We start from the raw sequence: 21,590 nt of genomic DNA, 5'->3' as shown, positions 1-21,590 counted from the left end.
TAGCGCGTTTTACTGACGCGCTATTGTGGGAAACAGCAAGCGTTACAAGGTGATAATTACGTTCTCGAGTGTATCCATTGGTACGGGGCGAGACAGGAAATAGCCCTGAGCCGCTGCCGCTGGCGAATTCTGGACATCGCGCCACTCTTCGAGCGTTTCTACGCCTTCGACAATCACGCCCTGGCAATAGCGGTTCATCAGTTGCAGCAACAAGGTAAACAGATTTCGGCCTTCCGGGGTCTGGCGCAGCATGATGAACAGGTCGCGCGCGACTTTGATGTAGTCGTAACGGACTTCGCTCAGCGCCGAGAAATTCGCCATACCCGTGCCGAAGTCATCCAGCCACAGCGGGCCAAATTCGCACATCGAGGCAAACGAAGAGTCCTGCGGTAACTGCACATGTTCAACCAGTTCAAAACGCATCCACGGCAGCGAGGCGACGAGTTTTTGCAGTCCTGGATTCTGGCGCAGGGCGATAAGCGTGGGGCCATCAACGTTGACCGACGCCAGGATGTCATTGCGCATGAAAAAGGCTTCTTTCGTCGCCAGCATTTCCAGCTGCTCTTCCAGAACATCAAGACGCTGGCGCACGCTGACCTCCGCAAAATAGCGGTCAGGGGCAATACGTTGCGTGGGATCGGATGGATGCGTCACGACGGTTAAAATCTCAACTGCCATGAGTCTGCCGTTGATACGGTAGATAGGCTGATAAGTATAAGCACGCTCACATTGCAGCCAATAGCGATGCTCCTGCAAGCTTTCGATACTAGCTTCTGGAGTGGTGCATAGCCGCTGGATAACCTGCTCTGACTTCATTTCAGATGTCCTGTTGAAAAGAGATGACCTGTCTGGACTCGTCAAAGAGTTATCGGCCTACGAGGTGAGAACTTTATGTTCAATTGGCCGGGAAAATGAAATTAAGATGACAGAAACTTTCCGGAACACGCGCTGGCTCAAAAAAAATTATGGAACGACGTTTTAATATAGTTGACCATAAATTTCTCACAGCGCACACTCACTTTAATTTATCTGTTCAGGTTCACGACTATGTCTAAAAAAATTGCCGTGATTGGCGAATGCATGATTGAGTTGTCACAGAAAGGCGCAGAAGTTAGCCGAGGCTTTGGTGGCGACACGTTGAATACTTCGGTTTACATTGCGCGCCAGGTCGCTCCTGAAGCGCTTGCCGTCAATTACGTCACTGCGCTGGGTACCGACAGCTTTAGCCAGCAGATGCTGGAAGCCTGGCAGAGTGAAAACGTACAAACCTCGCTGATTCAGCGCATGGAAAACCGCCTGCCAGGGCTGTATTACATTGAAACCGACAGCACCGGCGAACGTACTTTCTATTACTGGCGCAACGAAGCTGCCGCCAAATTCTGGCTGGAGAGCGAAGATTCTGCGGCTATTTGCGAAGAGCTGGCGACGTTTGATTATCTCTATCTGAGCGGCATTAGCCTGGCCATTTTAAGCCCGTCCAGCCGTGAAAAATTACTCTCCCTGATGCACGAGTGCCGTGCAAATGGTGGCAAAGTGATTTTCGATAACAACTACCGTCCACGTTTGTGGGCCAGCCGCGAAGAGACGCAGCAGGTTTACCAGCAGATGCTGCACTGTACCGATATCGCGTTCTTAACCCTCGATGACGAAAATGCGTTATGGGGTGAAAAGCCGGTTGAAGAGGTAATTGCTCGCACGCATGATGCGGGTGTTTCCGAAGTTGTGATTAAGCGCGGCGCAGATTCTTGTCTGGTCTCGGTGGCAGGTGAAGCCGTGATTGACGTCCCTGCGGTGAAATTAGCCAAAGACAAAGTGGTCGATACCACGGCGGCAGGCGATTCATTCAGCGCGGGCTATCTGGCCGTGCGTTTGACGGGCGGCACGCCTGAAGACGCCGCCAAACGCGGCCATCTGACGGCAAGCACCGTGATTCAGTATCGCGGGGCGATTATTCCACGTGATGCGATGCCTGAGTAAACGTAGCAAACAACTGTCTTAGCCGGGAAGGCTATGGGGCAATCTGCTGATGCGATTGCCCCGTCTTTCCCGTTGCCTGCTCAATCTGCGCTAAACGCCCTTCATCAGTGCGCGGTCTGGTCTCAAGACCAGCGCGGCGCTTTGAGATCTCCTGCAAACATCCACATCAGCTCACACAGCAGCGCTTTCAGCGTTTTTTCCGTTTCCGGCAGTAGCGATTGTCCGCAGAGCACCAGCGTCAGCGACTGGCAGTAATCGCACAGGGCTTCGGCATCCGGCTCAAAATACGGAGCCGTTTCGGGCAGCGTATCGACGGTAAAACGCCCGATCAGGTGCGGCGGGATCGGCTCGCTGAGAGTCGGGCGTAGCAGCGCGAGACAAGCGCCGATGCGGCCAAGCAGCGCCATTTTCTCGACAGGTTCATGGCATTCCATCAGCGTTTCGGCAAAGCGATCGCAGCAGTCGGCGAGATCGGTGAAATCTGTCGCGGCGCTGAAGGGGACAGTGAATAAGTCGTGCTCGGGGGAAAAAATGTTATTCATAAGAACATCTCCAACAAAACAACAATCATTTCCGCCATCGGAGAGGCTAATCTTCCGGGTGGCAGAACCGGACGGGGTTAGCCTTACCGGCCTTGTTGGCAACCGGCGCGTCTTGCGACGCCCCCGCCCGGCCCGCCATTGTAGCGTAGCCGTACGAGTGACTCAAAATGACATATTTACGCCACTGAGTCGCCAACAAGTTAATTCAGGAGGCTAATCCCGACACCTGTTATTGCAGGTGCGTAAAAATAATACGGTGAGAACGTTATTTTTAAAATGGTTATTACTGGAAGGAGCATCTAATTTTCGAATGTAATTGCATGGTGTCGAATTACATTAATTATTTTAAGAAATGCGTTGATGTAATTTATTCGTGAATATTATTGTTCAGTGAATATCTCGAAAAATATCGCTTCTTTCATCTATTTTCTGGTTGTAGGATAAGTGATCAATACCAACAAGGATGAGAGGGTTATTGAATGCCCGTTAACGAAGATATTGATCCAACATCAGGAACCCGGATAAAGCCCGATGGATTGAGACTCCTTACTATAGGAGAAATCGCTCTTGCTAAAACACTGTTCGGGGGAAGTCTCATTTACAGTAAAATATGGGTACACCGAGAAAGCTATCTCCCCTTTAACCTACAGCCTATCGATGTTGCGATGACGCCCAACGGTGAACTGTGGTTTAGAGAAGAAACCTATTCACACGATTTCTCTTTAGAGCTCATAGGAAAAAAACACAGATTTATGCATGAGATGGTTCACGCCTGGCAAGCACAAAAGGGTATGTTTGTCAGAACACGGGGCTTATTTTCTCGTTTCGCTGATTATAGTTATAGCTTAGATAAAGCCGATTTTCTGCATTATGGATTAGAACAACAAGCATCATTAGCGAGTGATTACTGGCTACTGCTTCATTATGGTTTTGAAGGCAATGACGCTTTGTATGATTATCGTGATTATTCCCCAAATGAGTCCGTTGATAATCTAGTTCAAAAATATAAATCAGTATTAAAAGGATTTCCAGCATGAAAAACGCATTGTTTATTCCACTAGTATTCCTGCTTACTGGTTGTCCCGGCGGAGGCAAGCCATCACCTGAGCAGCGTGGCGTATTTATGCACAATGATGTCATTTGCTTTAGCATAGATAAAAAAGATACATTAGATTTTTATAACATCTACTATGAGCCTCACAGAAAATATACCGTCGTTAAAGCAACGAGTAATGTTAACTTATCTTATCCTGACACCTGCATTACCGTTAAACTTAAGCACGGCTATTTTTACTACATCTATTATGGCCTGAATGGAAAATATTATTCAGATGAATTCTTTATTGATAATGATGGGAATCGCTAATTATGTCACTGCCCGCCTATTTATTTTTATACGATGAAAACGGAATGCAAGTCACCGGGGAATGTATGGCACAAGGCCGAGAGGGTGCCATAGAGGTGATGAACAGTAGCTATGGCATACGAACAGGTGTCGATAGCCATACCGGAAACCTGACAGGAACCCGACAGCATGATCCCGTCATTATTCATAAACAACTCGATAAAGTCAGTCCTTATCTTGCTAATGTAATTAGTGAATCACGACGATTACAGAAAGCTGTCATTAAATATTATGAGATTATCGAGGCGGGAATTGAAGTTGAGATCTACCGCATCACGCTGGAAAGCGTGGTTATCTCGTCCTTAGATTTTACTCATGTCTATTATCCGGGCAGTACCGCGCCAAATATGCATGAGGTTGTGGGGCTGAGATTCCGGGCGATTGAATGGAATTATGTCAGGGGCAATATTAAATATGATGACGCATGGATGAAGAAAAAGCAGGAACAACAGACCCGATAAATGGAGAGTAGACGGAACAATACTGTTTTCTGGGAGGGTTTTGATGATGACCTTGCCCCCTCCCGTAGGAGAGGGCAAGAATCAGGGCATCCGCCCGCACATTACTGCGTGCGCGGAATATCTGACGCATCCTGATGTAAATCATCTACCGCTGGCTGTGCAGCAAGCGCGGCTTCCGGCATCATGATCTCATTCCAGGTGGCCTGCAAATCCTTCATGTTAAATTCCGGTTCACCTTTCGGCTGCAGCAGCACCAGCGCCATGTCCTGAGACAATTGCTGACGAAGATCTTGATTAATCATCTCAACGGTCAGGCTATTCAGGAAATCCTGGCGAAGTTTCTGATACTGCTATTTTCTCGTTTCGCTGATTACAGTTATAGCTTAGATAAAGCCGATTTTCTGCATTATGGATTAGAACAACAAGCATCATTAGCGAGTGATTACTGGCTGCTGCTCAACCATGCTTTCAATGGATATGGTGGCTTTAATGTATATCGTGATTATAGCCCTGATGAATCTATTTACTCATTGATTAAAAAATATAAAGCCGTGTTAAAAGGATTTCCTGGATGAAAAGACTCGTTATGATTCCTCTAATATTCCTGCTGTCTGGTTGTCCCGGAGGAATGCCTGCACCAGAAGCCAGATACACTTACATCAGTAATGAAAGACTTTGTTTCAGCGTAGATAAAAAAGATGTTTTGAATTACTACCTTATTGAATCAGATCAGGAGAAAGGATTTTCAACAATAAAATATGATGAAAATCTGAATCTCTCTTATCCCGACGACTGCATTAACATAAAATGGAAATATGGTTATAGCTATGCTGTTTCATACGGTTTGAATGGTAAAAATTATATTCATGAGTTCTTTATTAATAACAATGGACAACTAAGGGAATTGAGGTAATAAGAATGTCACTGCCCGCCTATTTATTTTTATACGATGAAAACGGAATGCAAGTCACCGGGGATTGTATTTCGCCAGGCCGAGAGGGTGCCATTGAGGTGATGAACAGTAGCTATGGCATACGAACAGGTGTCGATAGCCATACCGGAAACCTGACAGGAACCCGACAGCATGATCCCGTTGTCATTCATAAACAACTCGATAAAGTCAGTCCGTATCTTGCTAATGTAATTAGTGAATCACGACGATTACAGAAAGCGGTCATTAAATATTATGAGATTGTCGAGGCGGGAATTGAAGTTGAGATCTACCGCATCACGCTGGAAAGCGTGGTTATCTCGTCCTTAGATTTTACTCATGTTTATTATCCGGGCAGTACCGCGCCGAATATGCATGAGGTTGTGGGGCTGAGATTCCGGGCGATTGAATGGAATTATGTCAGGGGCAATATTAAATATGATGACGCATGGATGAAGAAAAAGCAGGAACAACAAACCCGATAAATGGAGAGTAGACGGAACAATTCTGTTTTCTGTGAGGGTTTTGATGATGACCTTGCCCCCTCCCGTAGGAGAGGGCAAGAATCAGGGCATCCGCCCGCACATTACTGCGTGCGCGGAATATCTGACGCATCCTGATGTAAATCATCTACCGCTGGCTGTGCAGCAAGCGCGGCTTCCGGCCTCATGATCTCATTCCAGGTGGCCTGCAAATCCTTCATGTTAAATTCCGGTTCACCTTTCGGCTGCAGCAGCACCAGCGCCATGTCCTGAGATAATTGCTGACGAAGATCCTGATTAATCATCTCAACGGTCAGGCTATTCAGGAAATCCTGGCGAAGCTTCTGATACTGCTCTGGCGCGATATCCACCACCTGGTTTTGCAGGGAACGAATACGCTGACTGATCAGAACGTCAGTATCCGTGCGGGCATAAGTGGCGAACAGTTTTTGCAGCTCGAGGCCTTTCTGTGCCACCAGCGCATCGAACTCCTCTTTCGACAGGCCGTCTTTACGCACTTTTGCCAGCTCTTTCGCGACCACGCTGAGATTGGCGTTCAGCTTATCGCTCGGGGATTCAACGTTAATCGCGCACTGGGCACGCTGGAACAGCACGCGGCAGTCGAAGCCAATGCCGATATCTTTCGCATTGTTTTTGCTGAGCGTTTGCTGAACATGCCAGAACAGTGCTTCACGCGCTAAATCAGCGCGCCAGTAACGCAGCAGCGCCGCAGATTCACGAATCGGCTGCCACGGCGTGTCCCACATCAACGCCAGACGATCCTGGCGCACGGCGTCGGTCATAATGCTCACTGGCTCTGGGCGCAGCGGCGACAGCGTTGGAACCGGCGCTGGCACATCACGTTTGCCTTTGAGATCGCCAAACGCTTTGCCGATCTGCTCGATCACTGAACGGCTATCTACGTTACCCACCACGATCAGCGTCATCGCATCCGGAGTGTACCATTTCTGATAAAACGACTTAACTTGCTCGATATCGACCGGCTGTTTGACCGGCTCTGCCGGGTCATGTCCCAGCAGCGTGGAGCCTTTCAGGCGATAGCGCCACCAGCTGTCTTTGGTGTCCGCGGGCCAGGTCGCCACCATGTCACTGTTGCTTAGCGCATAGTTGACCGTATCCGGCGTGATCGCCACTTTGCCAGCGGTATCACCCAACCAGGTCAGCGATTCTTTCAGCAGATCGTTACGGTTATTCGGCAGGCTGAGGTTAAACATGGTGTAGTCGTAAGAGACAACGGCAGGCGGAAGTGGACGCTTCGGGTCAATGCCCTGCTGCCACAGTGAACGCACCTGCACGGCTTGCAAACTGCCGCTTTGGGTCAGCGCCAGTCGAGGAATAAAATGGCTGAACCCGCTCTGCTGAGAGCTTTCAGTCAGTGAACCGGTGTTAACAGAAAGGCGAATTTCAATGCGATCGCTGGGACGCTGCGGCGTGGCTAAAACTTGCCACTGAAAACCATTCGCCAGTGTTCCCTGTTGCCAGGCCGGGTCGGGCTGGAGAGTATCTGCCTGCACATAACTGGCTGCTGCCATCATCAGCAAACCGCCGGTTAAGAGTCGAATTTTTGTGCCCTGCATGTAAACCCCTGATCAACAATCCTGGTTAAAAAGAGTGTCTCACTGCCTCGAGCACTCTGTAAAAAACTTTCAAACACTTCGATTAGACCGCGTGAAGGGTGAAACGTCACGGCATGAAGTGAAAAATTCCCGAAAAAAATCTTGTCGAAGTATGACAGATATGAGTCGTTATTATGCGCAGGAGCCCGCCCCCCGACAAGGGTAAGCGGGCATAAGTGCTGATTTTATGAGGATAAACCTTGGGTTTTGCTATCTGGCACGCGATTATTCAGCGTATCGTCGAGTTTTTTATGGTCCAGCTCTTTGACCCATTTCGCTACCACCACGGTGGCAACGCCGTTACCAATTAGGTTGGTCAGGGCACGGGCTTCAGACATAAAGCGGTCGATACCGAGAATCAACGCCAGACCCGCAATTGGCAGGTGTCCTACGGCCGAAATGGTGGCCGCCAGGACGATAAACCCGCTGCCCGTAACGCCCGCCGCCCCTTTTGAAGACAACAGAAGCACCACCAGCAGGGTTATCTGATGGAAAATATCCATATGGCTGTTTGTCGCCTGGGCGATAAACACGGCGGCCATGGTCAGATAAATCGACGTTCCGTCGAGGTTGAATGAGTAGCCGGTCGGTATCACCAGCCCCACGACCGATTTACGACAGCCAAGCTTCTCCATCTTATCGAGCATGCGCGGCAACGCAGATTCAGACGAGGACGTACCGAGCACAATCAGCAGCTCTTCGCGGATGTAACGGATGAATTTGAAGATGCTGAAACCGGTCGCGCGCGCAATTGAACCCAGCACCACCACCACAAACAGAATACAGGTGATATAGAAGCAGATGATCAGCTGGCCGAGCTGAATCAGCGTGCCCACGCCATATTTACCGATCGTGAAGGCCATCGCCCCGAACGCACCAATGGGCGCCAGGCGCATGATCATATTGATGATGCCGAAAATGACCTGCGAGAAGCTTTCAATCACGTTGAAAATCAGCTGGCCTTTACTGCCCAGGCGATGCAGGGCAAAACCAAACAGCACGGCGAACAGCAGCACCTGCAAAATGTTGCCGCTGGCAAAGGCACCAATCACGCTGCCGGGAATAATATCCAGCAGGAACGCGACGATACCCTGATCTTTGGCCTGCTCGGCATAAATCGCGACCGCTTTGGCATCCAGCGTGGAAGGATCAACGTTCATCCCCGCGCCCGGTTGCACCACGTTCACGATAATGAGGCCGATAATTAACGCAATGGTACTAACGACTTCGAAATACAGTAGGGCAACCGCACCGGTACGACCGACTGCCTTCATGCTTTCCATGCCAGCGATTCCGGTCACTACGGTACAGAAGATAACGGGCGCGATGATCATTTTGATGAGCTTCACGAACGCGTCGCCAAGCGGTTTCATTTGAGCGCCCAGTTCAGGATAGAAATGGCCAAGGAGAATACCAATGGCAATCGCTGTCAGGACCTGAAAGTAGAGACTTTTAAAGAGTGAGGTTTTCATAGGTTGTCCTTGGGAAGAAAAACCACAGGTTTTTTATGGGTAAGACTCACCTGCGGCTTTAAAATAACACCCGTAAAACAGGACAGAAATGAACACACGTCAAAAATGAAACAAAAATGTTAAGAAATTAGAGCTGACTCGAACAAGCCAGCAACAAACTTACACTTTTGCGGGAGTGTTTTCGGCGGTGAGATACCGTTTTTCAAATTCATCGGACGGCACGGCGCGAGCAAACAGGAAGCCCTGACCACTTTCGACACCCGCCTTCGCCAGCCAGTCGCGCTGGGCTTCCGTTTCGACACCTTCAGCAATCACATGCAAATCAAGGCTGCGCGCCATCTGAATAATGGCCTCAACCATGCTGCTGTCGTCTGGCAGACCGTCGACAAAAGTCTTATCGATCTTCAGTACGTCAACGGGCAGCGTTTTCATGTGCTGGAGCTGGCGCAGCCCCGCGTAGCCCATGCCAAAATCATCCAGCGCAATGCGAATACCGGCATTACGCAGCGGTTTCAGAATCGCCACCGCCTCATTGGGGTCATCAATACGGCGGCTCTCCGTGACTTCAAGGATCAACGTGTCGGGCTTGATCCGGTAGCGATTGATCAGCTCAAGCATCTCCGACACCATCGTCGGATGCATCAGCTGTAAGGCGGAAAGGTTGACCGACAGCGGCATATCGATGCCGCGTTCCTGCCACGCAGAAAGCTGACGGCATGACTCTTCCAGCACCCAATAACCCACTGTCACCATCAGCCCGCAGGATTCAATCTGCTCAATCAGCCCTTCGGGCAGCTCCCACGAACCATCCGATTGTTGCACGCGTAACAACGCTTCGGCACTTTTCACTTCGCCCGTTTCAAGATTAACCTGCGGCTGGAGCCACAGCGCGAACTGATTATTATCCAGCGCCGTGAGAATATCGCTCTCTTCCGTCAACCGTCGCTGCGCCTTTTCCATCTGCTCCGGTTCGAAGAACTGAATTTGATTTTTACCTTTGCGACGGGCGGTAAAGGCCGCTGAGAACGCGCGTCGATAGAGCTGTTCTGCCGTCAGATCGCCGTAATACATCGCCAGACCGATACTGGCGCTCGGGCGCAGCTGGATGCCCTGCACCGGCAGACGCTCATTTATGACAGTGAGCACTTGCTGACCTAACGTTATGGCGTGCCACGGCTCTTTCACCCCGTGGGCGAGAATCACAAAATCGTAGCCGCTCACCTGGGTGAGTACCATTCGCGGCGCGAGCACCGATTTGATTTTTTCCACCAGCGTTAGAAGCAGCATTTCGCGCTGGCTCTCTTTCAGCACGCCAGCAGTGTCCTGCAAGGTTTCACAGGCGATAGCCATCAGCGCCGTGGTCTGTTGCCGCGCGACGGTTTGTTCCAGTAACGCCATCAGGAAGGCTTTGTTTGGCAGTTCAGATACAGGGAAACGCGTGGCGTTACTGTTCAGCTCATCATGATGGCGCAGCAAGCGCTGCTGGTTGATGTTGTAACTGCGCACCAGCATGCCGATTTCATCGTCATGATGCAGGCGCGGCAGTGAAAGCTGGTGTCCCACCTGGTCCTGCGGCGAGAGATTATCCAGCTCACGGGCTATTTTGCGCAGCGGATGGACAATCAACCGATTGATACACCAGGTCAGGGCCACGCTCAGGATCAGCGTTAAAAGTAAGTAAGTAGTTACTAACGTAGAGATCCAGCTCATCACGAACTTGTGCATCCGATACGCATCCGCCTGTAAAACCAAATAGGCTAGCGGCTGCGGATTGGCAGGGCGTTCAAGGGAATAAAGCGGGAGCGAAATCTGCACCGGCAGCTCAAACAAGCGCATGATCATCATCGGAACCGGACGCTCGGGAATAAAGCTCATCCGCAACGCCTGGAATTGATTGGGCAGCACCACATCCGCCCGGCTGACAATGCCCGCGGGCTGAATGCGCTGTAAAATGGTTTCTGCTTCGGGGATATCCCCTTTCAGAATGGCGGCCGAGAGCGGTAAACGAACCGAGCGGGCGATACTTTCCAGTTGCGAAGCCGTGTTGTAGCGATTCTGCTGTACGGAATGAAACAGCAAAATAACGCAAAATATGAAAACAAACACCATAGTGACGGCTGACACCATCGCCATTTGTTTGATCGTTAAAGAACGGCTGACACGCAATTTGACTCTCCACAAACCCAAAGCATAGAGTAACAAAACGTTACCCTATTGCCGCCAGAGTATACCCGATCGCAACGAATTTGAGAGAGCCTAAGATTTCTATTAAGGATAATTCCGGTTACCAGTCCGCGTAAGGTGTGAGCGGTTCCGGCGGTAAATCCATATCGCCCTGCCAGCCTGCGGCAGAGTAGCGCACATAAAGCAGCGCATGGCTCGGGGTATAGTCCTTCGCTTGCTGAATATCGACGCCCATACCGACAAACCAGTTTGACGTCACGCGACGTTCCACAATCGCCCGCGCGGTATAACCGGTTCCGGACGAACTGCTGCCCTCTTCAGGTTCGTTTCTGTCGCCGTATCGTCCCGGTTCATTCGTCGGGATCAACCCCTGAATCGGATAGCGCATTCCGTCTTTGGTCTTAGAATGCGACCAGGAAACAGAACCGCCCAGCTCCCAGGACCAGTTTTCGGTACGTTTACGCCAGGTCACAGGCACCGCGAAGGAAACATACTCCTGCGGGCTGTAATAGCCGCCCTGACCCAGCGAATAGGAACTCAAATCTTTGTCGTAATGCCAGAGCATATTCGACAGCCCAACTGTCAGACGCTCGTTGTTTTTGTTGATGATTTTGTAGTAGTAGCCGGTCATCCAGCGGATGCGCCAGTTATCCTCAACGTTTTTGCCCTCAAGCGCGTCCATGTTCAGACTCGACCAGATGCCATTGGCTTCGCCTTTGTCATAACTGATGCTCGCACCGCCACCGGTGGCACGCACGCCGCCCCATGTCGTGCCCGTGTTAGGATCTTTTTGCCCGGCAAACGCCAGCATGGAGCTGGAGATCGGACGGCGATGGGCATTCACGGTATAGCCAATCGGCCCTAAATCATTGCTGTAACTTAGGCCACCCACCACGTCGACAACGTCAAAGCCCATTGGCGTGGTGCCGATGTCCATGGCCCAGGTTTTGTTTTCCCAGCCCACCGCCACACTCGCGCCGTTCGCGCTTTGATTGGTGCTGCCGTAACACGGCGTACCGGCGCAGGTACCCCATTTAGGATCGTAGGTGCCGTTTTTGGTCTCAAAGGAACCGGCATTCATATTCACCAGATCGCTGCGGAAGAACATCCGTCCGTCGGACAGCGGCGCATCGACATGCAGCATGGTGGTATGCGCTTTCAGGTCGGAATACCCGCCAGTCCCGCTGGAGCCCCAGTAGTCATGCTGCAGCGTGACGTTGAGATCCTGCTGTTGATATAGCTCGCCTGCATCACTGCGCACGCCGCGTTTCAGCCAGTCATCTTTTTCGTCATTGCGCGTCAGACGCGTAAAACTGTCGTTATCTTCAGGGCGCGTCGGGGTGATGCCGGACGCGACCATCGCATCTTTATAGCTTTCGAGCGCCTGTTGCGGCTGGCCGTTACTGGCCTGGAAGCGTGCTGCATCACGCAGCACCAGCGCGCTGTCCATGGACGGCGGCTGCGATTTTGCCTGCGGAACCAGTATGCTGAACGTCTGCTCTGCGGCGGCGGTATCGCCCAGCTCAGCCTGCGCCAGCGCAATGCGACGCTGCATATTCACCGACGGCGGCTCGTTATTTTGCCCGGCGGGCAGCATCGCCAGCTGCGTACGAGCAGCGTCTTTATCGCCTTCAGAAAGATAGACTTCCGTCAGGCCGAGAATCGCATCGGTATTTTGCGGTTCCCGCTGCAAAACGGTGCTGTAAGCGGCTTTGGCAGCGGTACGATCGCCCCGCTGCTGCGCCCAGTCTGCCAGCGTTAAATCGATACGCGTAGACTGCGGCTGCTGGCGTAATAGCGTTTCCGCCTCGCGCTCCTGGCCGCTGTCACGCAGGCGATTGGCCGTTTCCAGCACCTGATCGCCTTGCAGTCGGTCAGCCAGCTCCTGAATATTGCCGTTCCATTTATCGCGTGAGAGCGTATTGAGATGGGCCAGCGCGGCGCGATCCTGGTTGTTACCGGAAAGATACAAACCGTAGGCGTAAACCTGTTCCGGATCGCCCGGTTTTTGGCTCGCCAGCTGGCGCATCAGCGCATCCGCCTGGCTGCGCTGCCCGGCGCTGTAGAGATCGCGTGACAGACGATAGGTGATCCATACGTTGCCCGGATCGAGCGCCAGCCGACGGCGCTGAATTTCAGCCGCCTGAGCAAAACGGCCCTGATTTTCAAGCTGTTCCGCCTGCTGCGCGAGCCGGTCGTTATTCAGACTGCGTTCGATATCATCAATGCTGCGACGCTGGCTGGCGGAAAGTGACTGGATAAACTGGTCGGCTTTTTCCGGTGATTCTGCGCGATAAATATTGGCCAACCCGCGCACCGCGTTGCTGTTGCCGCTGTCCATGCGCAGTGCCTGACGATAAAAACGCTCGGCGGCGGCCGTATCTTTGCGTGCAACGGCCGCATCGCCCAGACCCAGCACCGCGTAACTGTCGGTATTATCGATGTTACGCGCCTGCTGATAATGATGTTCCGCCTGGCTGACATTATTGGCTTTTAGCGCGGCATCACCCTGCTGAATCAACAGCCAGTAGCGGTTGACCTTCAGCAGGCTGTCCCATTTCCCGCGGTTATCGCTTTGTGGATCAAGCGCGATCGCCTTTTCAAACTGAGTGACCGCACGCGCACGATCGCCGCGCTGGGAATACGCTTGCCCCAGCGCGCCCACGGCTTCGCTGTCGGCATGATTGGCGCTAACCGCCTGCTGTAGCTCGGCAACGGCTTTGCCGCCCTGTCCCGCTTCCACCGCTGCCAGCCCTTCGGCCTTGGCACGGAAAGCCGGATCGGCTAAGCGTTTTTGCTGGTCATCAAGCTGCGAGCGGGCAGCGGTGACGTTATCGCCCGTGCTGAACACCTGCAAATAATCCTGCAGGGCTTTCACGCTGGCGGCACTCACCGGTGCGTCTTTGATCTGCTGATACCAGAGATCGGAAGCCGCATCGCGTCCGGCGTTGGATTTCGCCATTTGCCGCAGCACCGCAAAGCCTTCGTCGCTGCGCCCGCTCTGGAACAGAAGCTGCGCCAGCGTGTTTTGCAGCTGCGTATCGCCGGGGCTGGTGAGATTAATTTTTTTGAGCTGATTGATCGCTTCAACGCGACGCGCAGGGTTCTTCGCAACAACGGTCCAGTATTCCGTCGCCAGCGCATCGTTTGGCGGATTGCCTGAGAAGATTTTCTCGTATGCGTCAATCGCTTCCTGCGTATGTCCAGTGGTCGCCAATAAACGCGCCTGCTGTAATGCCTGGCGCCCTTCTGGCGTCGAGAGCAACATGGCGTTTTGTGAAGACAGATAAGCACTCGAACTCGGCGCGATACCTTTCAGGCGATCCAACTCTTTTTGCGCGCCCGCATTATCGCCCTGACGCAGCAGATAGCGGAATCGCGCGGCGATCACATCCGGATTATTCGGGTCGATGAGCTCCAGGCGATAGAGCGACTGGCGGACCAGATCTTCGCGCTGCGTCGCTTCGCCGAGCCGAACCTGTTCCAGCAACTGTTTTTGCTGTGGAGAGTTGGCGGCCTGCGCCAGCGGCATCAGCGTTAAGCCAAGCGATAAACTGAGTAAACTTAATGAGAACTTGCGCATTCCTGGCCCCAGTCAGGGTGTAATTCACCCTTTGCGGTAAAGCGAAAACGGTGCTGATCCCATCCTTGTCCGAACAGGGTCAGCACGTAGCTGTAATAGGCATCATTGCCGGGGAAATGGTCGGCGACGCGCTGGCGTTGCACCGCTTGTGCATCGCGGTCCTGTAAAAACGGCAGCAGCGAGGCGGAGAAGCCTACCGGGCCATCGCCCGTGGGTTTACCGCTTGTGACATCGACCTTCTCCGGCGGGACACCATTTTTTGTTGTGAGCGTCGCCATCGGTTTAAAACGTGCCAGCAGTCGGGCTTTTTGCGGATCGCGGTCGTGCATCATGCCCGTCCAGAGATACACGCGAATCGCGTCGTAACTGCCAATAACGTTTTTTTCTGGCTGCTGTTGCCAGCCTTTATTTTGCTGATACTGCACCCAGTTGGGTGAAAATCCTTTTGGCGCGGTTTCCAGCAGCAAACGCAGATTTGTCTCGCGAAGCGTTGTCCACGGCGCGCCAAAGCGGGTGAAATAATTCGCCAGTTGCGGCGGGAGATAGCTGGGGTTAAAGCGCCAGGCTTTCTCCTCGGTAAAGCCGACGTTGCCGGGCAGGAGCATCAGGCCTAAACCCGGCACTTTAATGACTTCTTCGCTGGCGATGCGTTTTAGCAGCGCTTTGCCGGTGGCGGTGTATTGCGGCGCTTTCCACAAACGCCCCGCCTCCAGCAACGACCAGGCTATCCAGATATCAGCATCAGAGGCAGAGTTTTTGTCGATCACCGCCCAGGTATCCGCATCCTTTTTTCCCCACAACCAGGCAGGCAGATGTTGACTGAGAGACCCCTGGGCGAGATTGTCGCTCGTCCAGTTCAGCAGCAAATCGAAGGCCTTGCGGTCGTTAGCAGCAAGGGCAAAGAACAGCGCATAGCTTTGCCCTTCTGAGGTGCTGATTTTCCGCGCGTCACTGGGATCAATGACGCGCCCGCCATCGCTGATGTAGTCCTGTTTAAACTGCTCCCACGCAGGCCAGCTACAGGCTGCACGCGCATTCGTTGCCGCCAGAACCAGCGCGACGATCATCCACCCACGAAGCGCGTTCATCGTCCGTTACTCGTTATCCGAATGGAGACGACGACGACTGATGATTCGCAGCAGACGCCACATCACCCACGCCAGCAACACCACGCTGATGGCTGCAAACACCGCCAGCAGAACCGGGTGATTGGACAGCGCATACCAGATTCGCTCAAACCACGGCAGATGGCCGACGTAGTAAACATCGCCCACGCGCAGGCTGTTGACGCCAGACTCACGAATCACCGCCACGGAACCAAACATCGCCGCGCGTTTGCCGCTGTCATTCATCGCCATGTTCAGCAACTCATACCCGCGTGGACTGTCCGCCAGCAGTGCGATGACGCTGCGCTGTTCGTTGTACGGTGACTGGAACCCGACAATCGCCGCCATCGGGCCTTGCGAGCTGACATTCGTCTGCACGCTCGCTTCGCGATCCGCATTATCCGGCATGATGCTCGGGAACGTCGTCTGGCGCAGCGGCGTATTGACCCAGGATTCCGTCGCCTGAACCAGCAGGTCGATACGTTTGTCGTCTTTCAGTTTTTCCGGGATGTTACCGATCACCATAATGTCGGCGTCTTTGTTCTGGATCTGGCTGCCATCATCGGTCAACGTGACGTTAATAGCGGGCAACCCCGTTTGCGCGCCCACGGCGGCCATGGCATCCAGCAGCGTAGCGATCTGCCCTTCGTTTGGCGTTTTAGGCATCACCACTATGGATTCAGACAGATCGGCCATCCGGCTGAACGGGAAGCTGGCATTCGCAAACGCGCGCAGATCCGGCAGCGCAATGAAGTGATAGTACTTCGAGAAGTCGATAGTCGAATCGTCGCCGATGACCACATGATTCTGCACCGGCTGGAAGGTAATACAGTTATCCACCGAGCCACCCGGCATCGGGTTCATGTACTGGAAATCGAAGCGCAGCTGGTTCACCGCGCCGAGCTTCAGGGCCGGAATCGAAACGTCCGTTTTGCCGTCCAGCAGGCCTTGCAATACTGGCAGACGCAGCAGCAGTTTGTTGGTGTCCTGGCTGCTGGTCAGCGGGAAGGATTGCAGGAACTGGTTGTTCAGGCTGATATCCATCCGCGAGCTGTCTTTGGTTGGCGGCGCGGTGTAGCGATAGTTCAGCGCAATATCAATCCCGTTACTGCGCAGCAGGTACATATCCGGCGGCAGATTCAGCGGGACGTTAATCGCTGACGGCTCAAGCCCCGTTGACTGAAGCTGCTCTTCATAGGTTTTCAGCTCGCCAAAGGTGACCGCACGGTCGGTGCGGATCCAGTTCGGCGCATCGTACGGTTTACGCGCCAGCAGCGGTTTGACTTCGCCAATGGCAACGCTATTGCCACGGAACAGGACGTTGCCCTGCGCAATGCCTTTCGCGGCTTGCACCAAATCTTTATCGTTGCGGCCAAAGACCACCAACAGCTTCACATACGGTTTATCCGGATGATTCACCATTTCGACCATTGGCCCTTTCACATCAGGATGGTCGCGCAGGAAAGAGGGACGCTTCTCATTGGTGGCAAACACAATGGCGTTGCGGTCCGGCAGTTTGTCGAACAGGACCGGGAAGCTTTGCCCGCGCCAGCCTGAACGGGAGCCAAACCACGAGGTGACGATGGTGGCCGCCTGCTGCTGGGTAATATCCGGCGAACCGGCGAATACCACCGGCAGATTCAGCTCGCGATTGTCACGCGGATCGAAGAACGGCACCGGGAACGCAGAGAGATCGTTTTTCACCGCCAGCGTCTGGTAAGTCATGCTCAGCGAGGAATTGCGGCTCACATCCATCCACAGCGTGCTGCTGGCCGGGTTTTCGCACACGTCGCGATAGTGACCGACAAACTCCAGACGTACGCGGTTAAAATCGGTGATAAACAGCGGATTGATCGGCACCTGCGCCAGCGTTTTCTTGCCCAGTTGCTCTTTCGTGACCGGCAGAACGCCCATCAGCTCATCATTGAGATAGACCTTCAACTGGGACTGAACCGGCAGCAGAGACGGTGATGGCGTGTATTCGAGATTCAGCAGGGCATTCGACACCACTTCATCGCTGCGCATCCCAAACTCAACGCCGCCATTCGGGTTGATACCGCGCAAAATCATGCTGCCCGGCGGCGGCGCGATCTGTGCAAACGTCAGCTTCACGTCACGCGACGGGGTGTTTTCAGCCACAATAGGCGCATTCGCCCCGTTAACGCCCGGCATCACCTGCCCAACCGCCTGCGCACCTGTCGGCGTCGCCGGAAGGGTATTGCTTTCGGTTGGCTGATTTGGCACCAGGTTTTCAGTTTGCGTTGGCGCTGCGGTGACCACCGGATCGGTCGCTTGCGCGACGACAGGCACGGTCGGTGCAGGCGTTGCCGCCGTATTTTCAGGCGCCGCTTGAGCCATCATCGCGGGCAGCGCACTCATCCCAACCGCCACAGCACATATCCAGGAAAGTTTTCTTTTCATCGCGTTATCATCATTGTTGAGCCATAACCGGGTCCGGTTGCTGTATCGCCTCGTCTCGCTCAGGACGACGAGGGATAAACGACACCACCCAGGAAACCAGCGAGGTAAGTGACCGGAAAATTATTTTCACTGACGGCGGAGCAAATTCTGCAAGGTGGCGATAACCACGGAACCCCAACTTCAGAATATCCAGCAGACTTTCCAGTGGTTTATCTTCCGGGAAGCTGTCCTGCCAGAGCGCCCACGTATCCGCGCGTGCAAACGTACACTGCACAAAATCGATATGTTGCTTCTTAGTGAGCGGCATCAATTGCAGCCCAACTTCATCCCCCAAAACGCGGACCACCTGCGTCGGGAAGACATATTCCTGCTGGCCGCGCTTGAGCAGCAATTTCACTTTTTGCCCCTCCAGCACTTTTGCCTGGCCGTTGATCTTGATGCCCAAACCGCCGTCCGAGAAGTCCTGAACGGTGCAGGAGAAAAGATGCCCATCTTCGCGGGCAATCGCCGCAGGCATGGAGATTTCGACGCGATGCGCGCGGCGCACCTGTTTACTCTCCACAGATACCGCCACCGCGCCGCCAAGGATAATCAGGTTGTAGAAGACCCACGCGAGGCTCACGATCACGGTCAGCATTTCGCTTTCCGGTCCGTAGAAGTAGCGCCAGATCCCCACCAGCACGCCGACAATATTCAGCAGCACGAGGAAAATGTACGGACGGGAGATCACCCAGTCGACGTACTCTTCCTCTACCAGGCCACCTTTGGCGGTAACGTTAAATTTGCCTTTGTGCGGGTTGATCAGCGCCACCAGCGTCGGCGGTGCGATGTACCACGCCAGCACCGTTTCGTAGATTTCACTCCAGAACGAATGGCGATATTTTCCCTGAATTTTTGAGTTCGTCAGGCTGGCGTGGATCATGTGCGGCAGCACGAACAGCGCGATCATCAACGCCGGGGCGAAGATGATGTAAGCATGCAGCAGCAGGAAGGCCAGCGGCGCGGTCAGGAAGATCAGCCGCGGAATACCGGATAAGAAATGGAACATAGCGTTGAGATAACACAGGCGCTGCGCCATCTTCAGCCCTTTGCCAAACAGCGGGTTATCGAGACGGAAAATCTGTACCATCCCGCGTGCCCAGCGAATACGTTGACCAATGTGCGCCGACAGCGATTCGGTCGCCAGCCCCGCCGCCTGCGGAATACGCATATACGCGGAGGTATAGCCGCGACGGTGCAGACGCAGCGAAGTGTGCGCATCTTCGGTGACGGTTTCGACCGCGATGCCGCCGATTTCGTCCAGCGGAGCACGTCGAATCACCGCGCAGGAGCCGCAGAAGAACGTGGCATCCCACATGTCGTTACCGTCCTGCACCAACCCGTAGAAAAGCGTCCCTTCGTTCGGCGTTTTGCGAAAACGCCCCAGATTGCGTTCAAACGGATCGGGAGAGAAGAAGTGGTGCGGCGTCTGCATCATCGCCAGCTGTTTCTCTTTCAGGAACCATCCCATCGTCATTTGCAGGAATGAGCGCGTCGGGACGTGGTCGCAGTCGAAGATAGAGACAAATTCACCCGTGGCGTATTTCAGCGCATTGTTGATGTTCCCGGCTTTGGCATGCTCGTGCGTGGTACGGGCGATATATTCCACCCCGACGCTCTGCGCAAAGTGGCGAAACTCTTCGCGACCGCCGTCGTCGAGGAGCCAGATTTTGAGTTTGTCTTTCGGCCAGTCGATGCCCAGCGAAGCATAAATGGTGTTTTTCACCACGCTCAAATCTTCGTTATACGTCGGAACAAAAATATCGACGGTCGGCCACACACGCGTGTCTTTCGGCAGTGGAACCGGCTGGCGATTCAGCGGCCATACGACCTGGAAATACCCTAAAATCAGGACAATCCACGCGTAGGTTTCAGCAAACAGCAGCACCAGGCCACACACCAGACTTACCGGATCGTCCCAGTTCAGCGTGGAGGTGTAACGCCACCAGATGTAGCGGCAGGAAACAGTCAGCGACAGGACAATCAGCATCATCGCCGAGAATCGCCCCGGAATGCGGCGCACCAGCAGCGCCACGCCCCACAGCAGTATCAGGAAGATAAACTGCGCCAGCGGGTTAAACGGCTGGGTGATGCAGACCAGCGCCAGAATCAGCGAGAAAACGACGATAACGCCCAGGATAAAGCGCCGTAATCCGGGATGCAGATGCCCCAGCTCTTTTTCGCTCTCAAGATGACGGGTCTGATTTCTGACGCGGTCTGGCAGATTTTCGAGCCATTGATGGTAACGGCCACGCAGATTCTTAAACCCGCCCGTACCGCGCCAGCGTGGTTCTGTTTTTTCTTTCTTAGCCGACGTGGCAATCAGCCAAAGGGCCTGAATCGCGTAACGCGCAGGATCTAACGGCCTTGGCCGGTCAGGATTGAGATGCGGATACAGTTCGCGATGGCGTGCGCGAATATGCTGCCAGCGCGGGTGTTCGAGCGGGATAAAAATCCAGGCCAGGACCATCCAGAAACAGCCGAGCGCGGCGCTAAAAGACGACGCGCCATGACGGCGGTAATTCCGGTAACGCTCGCTTAAACGGGCGCTAACCGGCGGGATGAGTAACCAGGCGGACACGCGGCTCATGGATGGCTCCTGCCCGGTTCAGGAAGTCCGGTATAGTGCAGCAGACACCAGTTGGCCAGCGTAAGGATCTCTTCGGCTGCCAGCGAGTCGCCGCGATATTCACCCAACGGTTGTTTTGATGCCAGACATTCCGCCATCCCTTCGTCACGATGGATGGCCATCGGCAGCAGACGGCGCTGGCTTTGCAGCCACACCTGATACAAATCATCCTGAATTTGGCTGCCGATACGTAAATCATTGATCAGAATATGTGCGCCCGCCGGCAGCGCCTGTTGGTGCAGGCGAATATGGCAATTGGCATCGGCATTGACGATGGTCAGCATATGGTCGCAGTGTTCGATTAACTGGCGAGTCAGCGGCGAAAAGCCGTTTGGCAGATCCAGCAAAATCCACTGATAGTGGCTTTTTTCCTGCAGCAGTTGCAGGGCATCCGCAAAATATCCCAGCGTACCAAAACGGGTGTGCAGCGATTCCATCTCGCTCACGGTCAGTTGACCAAAAGGCAAGATATCAAGCTGCGAGGTATAACGTTGCGCGGTGTCACGCCAGTCGCGGCCATCAAGCAGCGCGCGCGCCCAGCCGTCGGACACGTCATAATCGACGTTAAAAGACATGCGCAACAAATTATCAGGGCAGGCATCAATAACCAGGACGGATTCACCTAATACCTGTAATGACCATCCCAGCGCCGCTGCGATAGACGTCGTGCCCACACCGCCACGAATGCCCTGTAATCCGAGTATGGCCATCAATGGCTCCC

Annotated in this window: 17 protein-coding genes and 1 pseudogene; 7 read left to right on the top strand and 11 right to left on the bottom strand. The window is 53.5% G+C overall.

The window, feature by feature from the left end; translation table 11 throughout:
• Positions 1 to 42: 42 nt before the first annotated feature.
• Positions 43 to 816 carry a cyclic-guanylate-specific phosphodiesterase gene (gene pdeH / locus AC0LWE_RS19680; RefSeq protein WP_131489353.1) on the bottom strand — a complete coding sequence of 258 codons (774 nt, stop codon included), beginning with the start codon at positions 814 to 816 and terminating at the stop codon, positions 43 to 45.
• 231 nt (positions 817 to 1,047) lie between these two features.
• On the opposite strand from pdeH, the gene kdgK reads away from it, so the two are divergent.
• Positions 1,048 to 1,977 carry a 2-dehydro-3-deoxygluconokinase gene (kdgK, locus tag AC0LWE_RS19675; RefSeq protein ID WP_219347285.1) on the top strand — a complete coding sequence of 310 codons (930 nt, stop codon included), beginning with the start codon at positions 1,048 to 1,050 and terminating at the stop codon, positions 1,975 to 1,977.
• 122 nt (positions 1,978 to 2,099) lie between these two features.
• Here the strand turns inward: kdgK and AC0LWE_RS19670 are convergent, their stop codons facing one another.
• Positions 2,100 to 2,519 (bottom strand): hypothetical protein, encoded by a 420-nt coding sequence (locus AC0LWE_RS19670; RefSeq protein ID WP_216980805.1) that lies wholly within the window; start codon positions 2,517 to 2,519, stop codon positions 2,100 to 2,102.
• A 479-nt stretch (positions 2,520 to 2,998) separates the two neighbouring features.
• Between AC0LWE_RS19670 and AC0LWE_RS19665 the strand changes: the two genes are divergently transcribed.
• Genes AC0LWE_RS19665 through AC0LWE_RS19655 form a run of 3 tightly spaced genes read left to right on the top strand, consistent with a single transcriptional unit; the run spans position 2,999 to position 4,385 of the window.
• Positions 2,999 to 3,556 carry an alpha-crystallin domain-containing protein gene (locus AC0LWE_RS19665; protein WP_219347284.1) on the top strand — a complete coding sequence of 186 codons (558 nt, stop codon included), beginning with the start codon at positions 2,999 to 3,001 and terminating at the stop codon, positions 3,554 to 3,556.
• Positions 3,553 to 3,885 carry a putative T6SS immunity periplasmic lipoprotein gene (locus tag AC0LWE_RS19660; protein ID WP_202714263.1) on the top strand — a complete coding sequence of 111 codons (333 nt, stop codon included), beginning with the start codon at positions 3,553 to 3,555 and terminating at the stop codon, positions 3,883 to 3,885. Before AC0LWE_RS19665 ends, AC0LWE_RS19660 begins: the two co-directional genes overlap by 4 nt.
• Before the next feature lie 2 nt (positions 3,886 to 3,887).
• The gene (locus tag AC0LWE_RS19655) at positions 3,888 to 4,385 is read left to right on the top strand and encodes an Hcp family type VI secretion system effector (protein WP_219347283.1); all 498 of its coding nucleotides are present in this window, start codon (positions 3,888 to 3,890) and stop codon (positions 4,383 to 4,385) included.
• Positions 4,386 to 4,486: 101 nt separating this feature from the next.
• Here the strand turns inward: AC0LWE_RS19655 and AC0LWE_RS19650 are convergent.
• Positions 4,487 to 4,735 (bottom strand): annotated as a pseudogene (locus tag AC0LWE_RS19650) (M16 family metallopeptidase); the annotation flags it as partial.
• On the opposite strand from AC0LWE_RS19650, the gene AC0LWE_RS19645 reads away from it, so the two are divergent.
• From AC0LWE_RS19645 to AC0LWE_RS19635, 3 genes are read left to right on the top strand one after another with little or no spacing between them, the layout of a single operon-like run.
• Complete coding sequence (locus AC0LWE_RS19645) at positions 4,676 to 4,960, top strand: type IV secretion protein Rhs (protein ID WP_219347282.1); 285 nt, start codon at positions 4,676 to 4,678, stop codon at positions 4,958 to 4,960. The pseudogene AC0LWE_RS19650 and the gene AC0LWE_RS19645 sit on opposite strands and share 60 nt — an antisense overlap.
• Entirely contained in the window at positions 4,957 to 5,298 is a 342-nt protein-coding gene (locus AC0LWE_RS19640; protein ID WP_202668629.1) for a putative T6SS immunity periplasmic lipoprotein, read from the top strand. The genes AC0LWE_RS19645 and AC0LWE_RS19640 overlap by 4 nt, the downstream gene beginning before the upstream one ends.
• A 5-nt stretch (positions 5,299 to 5,303) precedes the next feature.
• Positions 5,304 to 5,801, top strand: a complete 498-nt coding sequence (locus tag AC0LWE_RS19635; RefSeq protein WP_219347281.1) for an Hcp family type VI secretion system effector — start codon at positions 5,304 to 5,306, stop codon at positions 5,799 to 5,801.
• A 101-nt stretch (positions 5,802 to 5,902) separates the two neighbouring features.
• Here AC0LWE_RS19635 and AC0LWE_RS19630 read toward each other — a convergent pair whose 3' ends face one another.
• The 8 genes from AC0LWE_RS19630 to bcsQ form a co-directional block, all read right to left on the bottom strand.
• Positions 5,903 to 7,396 carry a M16 family metallopeptidase gene (locus AC0LWE_RS19630; protein ID WP_219347280.1) on the bottom strand — a complete coding sequence of 498 codons (1,494 nt, stop codon included), beginning with the start codon at positions 7,394 to 7,396 and terminating at the stop codon, positions 5,903 to 5,905.
• Between the two features lie 224 nt (positions 7,397 to 7,620).
• Positions 7,621 to 8,907: a dicarboxylate/amino acid:cation symporter gene (locus tag AC0LWE_RS19625; protein ID WP_059180385.1), complete on the bottom strand. Its 1,287-nt coding sequence runs from the start codon at positions 8,905 to 8,907 to the stop codon at positions 7,621 to 7,623.
• Between the two features lie 159 nt (positions 8,908 to 9,066).
• A complete protein-coding gene (gene hmsP / locus AC0LWE_RS19620; protein ID WP_219347279.1) occupies positions 9,067 to 11,073 on the bottom strand; it encodes a biofilm formation regulator HmsP in 2,007 nt (668 codons plus the stop codon).
• Between the two features lie 118 nt (positions 11,074 to 11,191).
• Positions 11,192 to 14,674, bottom strand: coding sequence for a cellulose synthase complex outer membrane protein BcsC (bcsC, locus tag AC0LWE_RS19615; RefSeq protein ID WP_219347278.1), 3,483 nt, complete (start codon positions 14,672 to 14,674; stop codon positions 11,192 to 11,194).
• Positions 14,656 to 15,762, bottom strand: a complete 1,107-nt coding sequence (bcsZ, locus tag AC0LWE_RS19610) for a cellulose synthase complex periplasmic endoglucanase BcsZ (RefSeq protein ID WP_202668626.1) — start codon at positions 15,760 to 15,762, stop codon at positions 14,656 to 14,658. Before bcsZ ends, bcsC begins: the two co-directional genes overlap by 19 nt.
• Positions 15,763 to 15,768: 6 nt before the next feature.
• Entirely contained in the window at positions 15,769 to 18,201 is a 2,433-nt protein-coding gene (gene bcsB, locus AC0LWE_RS19605; protein ID WP_219347277.1) for a cellulose biosynthesis cyclic di-GMP-binding regulatory protein BcsB, read from the bottom strand.
• Positions 18,202 to 18,211: 10 nt separating this feature from the next.
• Positions 18,212 to 20,830: a UDP-forming cellulose synthase catalytic subunit gene (gene bcsA / locus AC0LWE_RS19600; protein WP_059180390.1), complete on the bottom strand. Its 2,619-nt coding sequence runs from the start codon at positions 20,828 to 20,830 to the stop codon at positions 18,212 to 18,214.
• Entirely contained in the window at positions 20,827 to 21,579 is a 753-nt protein-coding gene (gene bcsQ, locus AC0LWE_RS19595; RefSeq protein ID WP_219347276.1) for a cellulose biosynthesis protein BcsQ, read from the bottom strand. The genes bcsA and bcsQ overlap by 4 nt, the downstream gene beginning before the upstream one ends.
• Positions 21,580 to 21,590 lie beyond the last annotated feature (11 nt).

The organism is Lelliottia sp. RD5 (genome assembly GCF_056032945.1).
The sequence above is the reverse complement of the archived record's forward strand: the minus strand, read 5'-3'. Positions and strand labels throughout refer to the sequence as shown.

Coding starts and splice junctions, on each gene's coding strand:
- bcsA (WP_059180390.1), bottom strand. CDS start 20,830: ATGAGCCGCGTGTCCGCCTGGTTACTCATCCCGCCGGTTAGCGCCCGT.
- AC0LWE_RS19640 (WP_202668629.1), top strand. CDS start 4,957: ATGAAAAGACTCGTTATGATTCCTCTAATATTCCTGCTGTCTGGTTGT.
- bcsQ (WP_219347276.1), bottom strand. CDS start 21,579: ATGGCCATACTCGGATTACAGGGCATTCGTGGCGGTGTGGGCACGACG.
- AC0LWE_RS19625 (WP_059180385.1), bottom strand. CDS start 8,907: ATGAAAACCTCACTCTTTAAAAGTCTCTACTTTCAGGTCCTGACAGCG.
- bcsB (WP_219347277.1), bottom strand. CDS start 18,201: ATGAAAAGAAAACTTTCCTGGATATGTGCTGTGGCGGTTGGGATGAGT.
- pdeH (WP_131489353.1), bottom strand. CDS start 816: ATGAAGTCAGAGCAGGTTATCCAGCGGCTATGCACCACTCCAGAAGCT.
- AC0LWE_RS19670 (WP_216980805.1), bottom strand. CDS start 2,519: ATGAATAACATTTTTTCCCCCGAGCACGACTTATTCACTGTCCCCTTC.
- AC0LWE_RS19655 (WP_219347283.1), top strand. CDS start 3,888: ATGTCACTGCCCGCCTATTTATTTTTATACGATGAAAACGGAATGCAA.
- bcsC (WP_219347278.1), bottom strand. CDS start 14,674: ATGCGCAAGTTCTCATTAAGTTTACTCAGTTTATCGCTTGGCTTAACG.
- AC0LWE_RS19660 (WP_202714263.1), top strand. CDS start 3,553: ATGAAAAACGCATTGTTTATTCCACTAGTATTCCTGCTTACTGGTTGT.
- kdgK (WP_219347285.1), top strand. CDS start 1,048: ATGTCTAAAAAAATTGCCGTGATTGGCGAATGCATGATTGAGTTGTCA.
- AC0LWE_RS19630 (WP_219347280.1), bottom strand. CDS start 7,396: ATGCAGGGCACAAAAATTCGACTCTTAACCGGCGGTTTGCTGATGATG.
- bcsZ (WP_202668626.1), bottom strand. CDS start 15,762: ATGAACGCGCTTCGTGGGTGGATGATCGTCGCGCTGGTTCTGGCGGCA.
- AC0LWE_RS19665 (WP_219347284.1), top strand. CDS start 2,999: ATGCCCGTTAACGAAGATATTGATCCAACATCAGGAACCCGGATAAAG.
- AC0LWE_RS19635 (WP_219347281.1), top strand. CDS start 5,304: ATGTCACTGCCCGCCTATTTATTTTTATACGATGAAAACGGAATGCAA.